Here is an 8,454-nt window from a genome sequence, read left to right as displayed (position 1 = left end):
CACAGGTTCTCTTTTATTTTTTATTTTTTGTCACATATGTATTATAACCTAACATGTTTATATTCTATGGAACGCTATCATACGAACCTAAATGTTGTGTTAACTGTGGTTGTAAAAAAAAGGAAATAATATAGTTAAAAATGGATTTGGAGATCCATTAAAAATATCTTTATTAAAGATGTCAGAATGCCCTACATACCTTAGATTAAAGAAACAACGCTTTAAATGTAGAGAATGCAATTCTAAGTTTTGTGCTGAAACATCATTTGTACAAAAGCACTGTAGTATATCTAAAAATCTTATATTTCACATAATGAAGAATCTATCTAAAACACTATCATTTAAAGATATAGCTGAATTAAGTAATGTATCAGTATCTACAGTAGTAAGAGTAATGAAATCATGTAGAGAAGCAGTAGAAGTTAAGACTCATTCAAACTTACCAGAGCACCTATGTTTTGATGAAATAAAATCAACTAAAGATAGTAAAAATGGTATGAGCTTCGTATTCTTAGATGCTAAAACACACGATTTTATAGATATAGTAGATGGCAGAACACAACACATATTAAAACAATACTTTATGAGATACCCAAGAAAAGTAAGAAAGAAAGTAAAAACAATCTGTATAGATATTTACCCTCCTTATATGAGTATGATTAGAGAGATGTTCCCTAACGCTGAGATAATAATAGATAGATTTCATATAGTTCAAAATATTAATAGAGAATTAAACAAAGCTAGAGTGAAACTAATGAATCAATATAAGAATAAAAAAGGCTCTACTTACACTATTTTGAAGAATTTCTGGAAGGTAATATTAGAAGATAGAGATAAAGTAAATTCAACAAAAACATTCTATTCTAGAAGCTTCAAACGCTATGTAACTAGAAAAGAAGTATTAGATTATATATTAGCTATAGATAATGAATTTACAGATAGCTATGAGAGAGTACATGAGATAAGAGAAGCTATTAAAACTAAAGATTCTGTAGAATTAGAGAAGTATATAGATATGGATACTAGAGGATTATCTAAAGGTGTAGCTAAGTCTGTAAAGACGATGGTTAAACATAAAGAATATATGCTTAACGCTGTTAAATATGAGTATTCTAACGGTCCATTAGAAGGATTTAATAATAAAATAAAACTACTAAAGAGAGTATCTTATGGATACTCTAGCTTTAGTAATTTCAGATTGCGCATTTTAATTATGTCTAGATTATTTGTTTCTGAATATAAAAATAATATAAAACTTAAAGAAAATGAGAAAAAATCTAAGCAGCAAAATGCTGCCTAGATTTCTAGAGTGAATTTTTCCCGTGCCCCGAACTTGACAAAGAGCCAAATTTATCTGAATTTTGGAGGACTATTGTTTTTTTTATGATAGGAGATATGTAAATAAAACTCTATACATTACTTATTCTTTCCAAATAATCTTTGGAAAAAGCCTATTTTCTCCTCTGCATCTTGGATTTTTTCTTCTTCAACAATATTTTCTTGGTTATAATCTGATTTTAGTGGAACATTTATCCACTCATGGAAAGAATCTTGGAAAATTTCAACAAATAAATCTGCATTTGTCTTACTTGAACTCAAAACCTTATTCTCTAATGCTTCCGAATAAACTTTTGATGGTTTAGTATTATCCACTCCATACCTAGAACTTTGGAAATTATGATCAAGTTCGCTCATCTTAATCATATAAATATTTCTCTCCTCTTGCTCCCCTTTAACTTCTTTAAACAATTCTGGAGAACCTATATACAATTTTCGCCACATCAACATATTATTTTTCGTAGCGTCGTCTACACGTGAAAGCGGGAAAAAGTCAGGTAATTCAATTCCTGCAATTTCAAAATATTCTTTAAATATTTCACGAGTATAGTATAAGAAATCTAATTTATTTCCACTATAATGTTTCCAATTCAAATCATCTTGCATAAGTTTTTTAGAAAATCTCAAAACAAAATCTCTAAACAATCCTGAATTAATCTTCTCGTAAACTTCTATATATCTATCTGTTGTTTCTGCTCGTCTTTGCGAATCAAATTTACGATCATTTAATAAATAATATATTCTTCTACTAAGGGCCTCTGATTTAGAACCAATTGCTTCTGCATTAGTCGTACAAATAAATGCAGGAGTTAAATGTATTTGATTTTCCTCTTGGTTAGAAATATCTTTAATCAAATCTTCACCTTTTCCATTAAAGAAATCACTTGGAAGCTCATCAACAAGTAAAGGCGCAACATTGTCCTCATTAAGCATCCAATAACGAATCTGTTGACGTGTTGCAGAATCTTTTCTCGTGTCATTATCTACCAATTCATTATACGTTGGTATTTTATTATCCGTCGTCAATCCTAACATCTTATTTAAAATATTAAGCAAATTAGACTTACCAGAGCCCCCTGTTCCACCGACAATAGCAAATAAAGGTATATCCAAAGCTTCATTTCCTAATGTAAATTTTTCTCTAATCTCACCTATAAATGGTGATGTAAATGTATATAATATTGTCTCCATTACACGTTTCCCATATTCAGGAGTATAATTAGGGACAAAATCTTCGTAATTTTTTAATAATTTACAAATAATCCCAATATTTTCCTTAATTTCTGCATCAGTTAACCTCTCACCTATTGGATAATAAGAAAAACGTTCTTCTAAAGCTTTCGTCTCTGGATTTATCGTACTTTCTATTTTTATCCCCTGTGATAACCCACTATTATTCTCTGTTCTAAGTGCAGGTTTATTTATAATAAGTTCCCTTGGGGCAGTTTCCGATTTTACTTTTTTAGCCTGAATTTGAAGTTGTAAATATTTTTTAATATTCGTACGCATCTTAGCCTTATCTAAAAGTTTCGTATCACTATTAGCAGTATTTCCGGTTCTTCTATTAACCACACTATTAGTGATTCTCAAAGCAAATTCTAGCTCATTAGCTTTTTGTTGAAATTCCTCTGCACGGATTTGTTCGAATTCTTTTTCCTCTTTCAAATCTTCTATTAACTCTTGTTTTATCTCACCAATCGTAACTTTTTTCTGAACTTCATCATAAAAATCACTAATAGTATTCACTTTCAACTCAGAAGTTTCCTCTGGTGTGAAATTAATATTTAAATCAGGATTTTTGTCTTTTTTCTTAGTTATTTTATCTAAAACAGACTTCGTGAATAAGTTTTGAGTAGCAGGAATTATTGTATTTTCATAATATTCATTATATATTTCAAAAATAACATCGTTATCTCTAATTTCTACTATTTCCAATTGATTAGTATTATTTGAAAATGCTTGTGTAGATAAATTTGCAGAACCTATAATAACCCTTGTTTCTTTTGTCTGAGTATTTTCTAATAGATATACCTTACTATGAATGGTTTTATCTATTGGTATTCTTATATTAAACTTATTTTTAGTAACTTTTTCTTGAAGTTCTGAATTTAATTCTTCTATAAGTCTCATAGGCGTGCCATCATTTAATATTTTTGTACTATTTATCAATTGATGAATAGCTTTCTTCCTTGAACCTAGTGCTCTTTCTTGAACTTAACTATCTTGAATACCTACTGTTATTGTTGTCTCTTCAAAGTTTTCCAAGTACTTATTGTAAAAGTTCGAATCAATTGAAAAAGTTACAGCTTTTAACACATTGTATTTACTAGAATCAAATATTTCACTTATCTCTAAGCTTTTCTTCTCACTATTTAATACAGTTAATAACGTCGTCATTCCTTTACCATATTCCTTTTTAATATTCTATCACTCTATATTTTCTTTTCTACGCAGTCTTCACTTCAGCGACGTAGTATTTAGATTTACTATGCCCACCTGTATAATTTTTATTATTTAATTTCAATGTTATTGTTGAAATTTTTGTTTTTGTCATAGCATCTAGTACGTCAATCTCTATACTATCTCCTTCTGTTTTCCAGTTTTCTTTTTTATCTAATTCTTGTGGATAGTTATGACCTCTTTCTACAGATACGAATACAAGTGTATTGTCTTCTTTGTAGTAGTGTATCTCGCTATCTTTAGGGAATGTAGTCGCTCCTGAAGATTTTCCGTCAAGTTCTCTAAAAGCTGGACTTTGAAGTAAGTTTAGTGCTTCTTCTTTAGAATATGTTTTATTAGAAAATTCATTAACTACATCTACAAAATCTTGTACTGAAACTTTCGCTAATGGAACTCCCTCTACAAAATCTTGTACTGAAACTTTCGCTAATGGAACTCCCTCTGGTGACTCAAATTTTGTAGATCTATCTTGAGTAATCCACGCTAATAAGTTTGTTTGCTCATTTAATCTTGATAAATCATTTCCTGAAATAGCAACTAAGTGAGCTAATTTTTCTGCAGCAGCTAAATCATGTTTAACTTCTGTTTTTTCTTTTGAAGCTGTTTCTTTATTCTCTGTTTTTTCTTTTTGCTCTGTATTTTTCTTATCCGAAGTTTTTGAACTATCTTTTCCTGCACAACCAGTTATAACTAGTGTTCCTGCTGCAAGTAACATTAATAACTTTTTATTCATATATCTATCTCCTTTTATTTGCTTACCTATATTATATCATAATTTGATGACAAAAAAGTAGTCTTTGAAACTTATAAGTTTCAAAGACTACTATATTTATTATCTTAAACCTTTATCGTATGGAATACCAAGTGCTTCTGGAGTAGCAGTTTTCTTAGAAAATACGATAAGTGCAATTATTGTAGCTACGAATGGGAACATGTTCCAGAATGATACCGGAATTGGTAGGTCTGGTGCTAAGATAGAAACTTTCTCAGCGAATACTTTAGTTCCTCCGAAGAATAACGAAGCTAATGTAATTGTAATTGGGTTATACTTACCGAAGATTAAAGCTGCTAATGCTAAGTATCCGAATCCATATACTGTGATTGCTGCGTTGAATCCTTGAGAGAATGTAGTTGCAATGATAGCTCCAGCTAATCCTGCTAAACATCCTGAGATAAATACCCCAATGTAACGGTATTTAAATACATTTAATCCTAGTGAATCACTAGCCTGTGGATTTTCCCCAACAGAACGCAAACGTAATCCGAACGGACGTTTATAAATTACATAATATGTTACAATTACTAAAATTACAGCTATAAATACTGTTGGATAAATAGTAAATTTACCAAATACTGTATATCTTGGGAAACCACTTGCTAATAATAATTCATATGTACCATTGAAGTGGTTAACTAAGAATAATGCTATAGCTGGTGTAATTAAGTTAATCGCCGTACCTGAGATAACTTGGTCAGCTTTTAAGTTAATACTGATATATGCGTGGATTAATGACATTAAACCACCAGCAAGTGTCGCAACAACTAAACAAATTACTAACTGGAATAATGTTGGAGATCCATCGAATACTGATAATGCTAACAGTGATGCAACGAATGAACCAAAGATTACGAAACCGTCAAGGGCAATGTTAACAACCCCACTTTTTTCTGAATAGAAACCACCGATGGCAGCTATAAGAATTGGCGCAGTATATTGTAACATTGAGTCTAATAGTGATAATACTGTATCCATCTATTTGTCTCCTTTCTGTTTCTTACTACTAAATAATTTATCAAGCAACTTGTTATCAAAGATAGCTTTAGCTGCAACGAATAATACGATTAATCCGATTAAAATATTCGCGATATCTTTTGGAATACCAATGAATGATAATTGTGGAGTTAATACTCCTAGGAATCCGAATAATAATGCTCCTAATAATGATCCTAAAGCAGTATTAGCACCGATTAAAGCAACCGCGATTCCCATGTATCCAAATCCTTGGAATGTTGAACCTGCAACTACTTGCCCTACAGGTCCCATGTTGTAAAGAGCACCACCTAGACCAGCGAAAGCTCCTGAAATAGCCATAGAAAGAATAGTATTTCTATTAACTTTCATCCCTACGAATTTTGATGCATTCGGGTTAAAACCTACAGAACGTAATTCATATCCGAACACTGTTTTTTCCATAACAATATAGAAAATGATAACACTAAAGATAGCTAAGAATAAATCTGTTCCTAAACGATAGTTGTTGAAAATACCTTCAACTAAACTATTTTGTAAATACCCAGTTCCATCCGCTGAAACAATTGGTTTAGAAATAATATCATTAGTTCCTTTAATATATTTAGGCACTGCAAATTGTACAAAATATAAAGCTGTGTAGTTTAACATAATTGTTACAACTACTTCACTGATATTGAATCTAGCTTTCAAGTAACCTGCAATAGCTGCCCAAAGACCACCTACTACAATCCCAACTAAAATACTAGTAATTAATACTAAATAGAAGTTCATACCTTCCATTTTAATCGCAACAAGTCCAGCGAAAAGTCCACCCATAATGAATTGACCTTCTGCACCGATGTTGAATAAACCTGTTCTAAATGCAAATGCAACAGATAATCCAGTACAAATTAATGGAATTGTTGATACAAAAATTTCAGCTACACTGTTTGAGTCTGAGAAAATATCTCCAATTACTCCAAACACATCTCCTGGTGCTGCCCCTATCGCTGAAATAAGAATCGCTCCAATAATAAATGAAGCTAATATCGGTAGCACCGCATTAGTTAAAACTTTTTTTAACATACGTTCTCCTCTCTACTTCTTAACCCCTGCCATAAGCAGACCAAGTTGTTCTTTTGTTACATTTTCATCATTATCCACGACATCAATGATGTTACCATTGTGAATAACTGCAATTCTATCAGATAATGTTAAGATTTCATCTAAGTCAAATGAAATTAATAATACACCGTTACCTTTATCACGATAGTCGATTAACATTTTATGAATACCATTAATAGCCCCAACGTCAAGTCCACGAGTAGGTTGTGTTGTAACTAATAATTTCGGATTTAATTCTAAAGCACGTCCGATAATAAGTTTTTGTTGGTTACCCCCACTCATACTACGCGCAGAAATTTTCTCATCCCCTGCTTTACGAACATCATATTTTTCACAAATTTCTTTCGCAAATTTTGAGATAATATTTTTCTTCAAGAATCCACGGTTAGAGAATTTTTCTGTGTAATAGTTTTCTAAAACTGAGTTTTCTTCAACACTGAAGTCTAGTACAAGACCATCTTTGTGTCTATCTTCTGCAATAATCTCAAGTCCAAGCTCTTTACGTTTTGCAGTAGATAATGAATTGATTTCTTTTCCGTCGAAAATAATTTTCCCTTTTGTTTCTTTAAGTAAAGCATTTAGTACTTCTACAAATTGTTGTTGTCCATTTCCGTCAACCCCTGCGATACCTAGAATTTCACGTTCACGGACATTTAAGTTGAAATCGTGAAGGATATCTTTTTTCTCAGCAGTATCAGCATAAACACCTGAAACTTCAAGAATATTCTTCTTACCTTCTCTTGAACGCTCATATTTAATTATTTCTAAGTCTTTACCAATCATTAAACTAGCTAATTGTTCTTTAGTTGTTTCTGCTATTTCTACAGTTCCAAAATACTCACCACGGCGAATAATACTACAACGATTAGCAACAGCCATAATTTCGTTAAGTTTGTGAGTAATTAGTAAAATAGTTTTCCCTTCTGTTTGAAGATTTTTAAGGATAGCTAAGAATTCTTTAATCTCTGCAGGAGTTAACACTGCAGTAGGTTCGTCAAAAATTAAGATATTTGCATCTCTATATAACATTTTAAGGATTTCTACCCTTTGTTGCATCCCTACACTAATATCCCCAACTAATGCTCTAGGATCAACTTCTAAACCATATTTTCTAGATAGTTCTGTAATCTTTTCAGCTGCGCTATCTAAATCGATTTTTCCACCTTTTACTTCTTCCATACCTAAAATAATATTTTCAGCAACTGTGAAATTTTTAATAAGTTTAAAGTGTTGGTGTACCATACCTATCCCTAGTTTATTAGCATGCTTAGGATCTTTAATATCAACTTCTGTACCATTCAACTTAATAACACCGGCTTCTTGATGGTACATACCAAAAAGAACCGACATCAACGTAGATTTTCCAGCACCATTTTCACCAAGTAAGGCATGAATTTCATTGTTCTTTACTTGAATAGTGATATCTTTATTTGCGTAGAAGTCGCCAAACTTTTTAGTTATGTTTAGCATTTCTATAGCGTACATATCTTTACCTCTCTTTTATATATTCTTACATACTATATATTATAATATATTTCGACAAACTAGTATAGCTTTTTAAGGTATTTTTTTATTTATATTTAATATTAATTTACTGCATAGTAAATTAATTAAAATCTATACTGTATTCGTTTTAATATTTTATAATAAAATACGGTTTTTCTAACTTAAATTATCCTCAATTTAATATAAATTTTTTAATACTATTTAAGAAATTTTATAATAATTATTATAAAAAAAGACCGGGTCTATAATAAATACGGTTGATAATAAATATCAGCCGTATTTAAATTTATAAA

Annotated in this window: 6 protein-coding genes and 1 pseudogene; 1 reads left to right on the top strand and 6 read right to left on the bottom strand. The window is 30.8% G+C overall.

The window, feature by feature from the left end; all coding sequences use genetic code 11:
• Positions 1 to 56: 56 nt before the first annotated feature.
• Positions 57 to 1,300: pseudogene (locus tag ACO6OL_RS08530) on the top strand (ISL3 family transposase); the annotation flags it as partial.
• A 116-nt stretch (positions 1,301 to 1,416) separates the two neighbouring features.
• On the opposite strand, the gene ACO6OL_RS08525 reads toward ACO6OL_RS08530, so the two are convergent.
• From ACO6OL_RS08525 to ACO6OL_RS08500, 6 genes are all read right to left on the bottom strand, one after another.
• Positions 1,417 to 3,468 carry a phospholipase D family protein gene (locus tag ACO6OL_RS08525; protein WP_485502827.1) on the bottom strand — a complete coding sequence of 684 codons (2,052 nt, stop codon included), beginning with the start codon at positions 3,466 to 3,468 and terminating at the stop codon, positions 1,417 to 1,419.
• A gap of 84 nt (positions 3,469 to 3,552) precedes the next feature.
• Positions 3,553 to 3,735 carry a hypothetical protein gene (locus ACO6OL_RS08520; protein WP_314159865.1) on the bottom strand — a complete coding sequence of 61 codons (183 nt, stop codon included), beginning with the start codon at positions 3,733 to 3,735 and terminating at the stop codon, positions 3,553 to 3,555.
• Between the two features lie 49 nt (positions 3,736 to 3,784).
• Positions 3,785 to 4,531, bottom strand: coding sequence for a hypothetical protein (locus ACO6OL_RS08515; RefSeq protein WP_485490652.1), 747 nt, complete (start codon positions 4,529 to 4,531; stop codon positions 3,785 to 3,787).
• Between the two features lie 99 nt (positions 4,532 to 4,630).
• A complete protein-coding gene (locus ACO6OL_RS08510) occupies positions 4,631 to 5,551 on the bottom strand; it encodes an ABC transporter permease (protein ID WP_299324669.1) in 921 nt (306 codons plus the stop codon).
• The gene (locus ACO6OL_RS08505; protein ID WP_485502826.1) at positions 5,552 to 6,616 is read right to left on the bottom strand and encodes an ABC transporter permease; all 1,065 of its coding nucleotides are present in this window, start codon (positions 6,614 to 6,616) and stop codon (positions 5,552 to 5,554) included.
• Between the two features lie 12 nt (positions 6,617 to 6,628).
• Positions 6,629 to 8,140 carry an ABC transporter ATP-binding protein gene (locus tag ACO6OL_RS08500; RefSeq protein ID WP_485502825.1) on the bottom strand — a complete coding sequence of 504 codons (1,512 nt, stop codon included), beginning with the start codon at positions 8,138 to 8,140 and terminating at the stop codon, positions 6,629 to 6,631.
• Positions 8,141 to 8,454: the final 314 nt, after the last annotated feature.

This window comes from Gemella sp. (assembly GCF_057272915.1).
The sequence above is the reverse complement of the archived record's forward strand: the minus strand, read 5'-3'. Positions and strand labels throughout refer to the sequence as shown.